The organism is Burkholderia sp. BE17 (assembly GCF_009362305.1).
In the GTDB taxonomy this organism is placed as follows: Bacteria; Pseudomonadota; Gammaproteobacteria; order Burkholderiales; family Burkholderiaceae; genus Burkholderia; species Burkholderia pyrrocinia_C.
The window spans coordinates 1-443 of record NZ_WHNU01000116.1 but is presented as its reverse complement, the minus strand read 5'-3'; the positions used below and the strand labels follow the sequence as shown (position 1 = coordinate 443).

At 53.3% G+C, this 443-nt stretch carries 1 protein-coding gene; it reads left to right on the top strand.

Annotated features, from left to right (window positions below):
• On the top strand, window positions 1-417 hold a 417-nt coding region (locus GD429_RS40075; protein ID WP_152865751.1), incomplete at its 5' end, for an IS1 family transposase.
• Window positions 418-443: the final 26 nt, after the last annotated feature.

Genomic DNA, 443 nt, shown 5'->3' with positions numbered 1-443 from the left:
GGCATACAGCCGGGCAGTGACGTCATCGTCTGCGCGGAAATGGACGAACAGTGGGGATACGTCGGGGCTAAATCGCGCCAGCGCTGGCTGTTTTACGCGTATGACAGGCTCCGGAAGACGGTTGTGGCGCACGTATTCGGTGAACGCACTCTGGCCACACTGGAGCGTCTTCTGAGCCTGCTGTCGGCCTTTGAGGTCGTGGTATGGATGACGGATGGCTGGCCGCTGTATGAATCCCGCCTGAAGGGAAAGCTGCACGTTATCAGCAAGCGTTACACTCAGCGCATTGAGCGACATAACCTGAATCTGAGACAACATCTGGCAAGGCTGGGACGGAAGTCACTGTCGTTCTCAAAATCGGTGGAGCTGCATGACAAGGTCATCGGGCATTATCTGAACATAAAACACTATCATTAAGTTGGAGTCATTACCCAATAATTAAT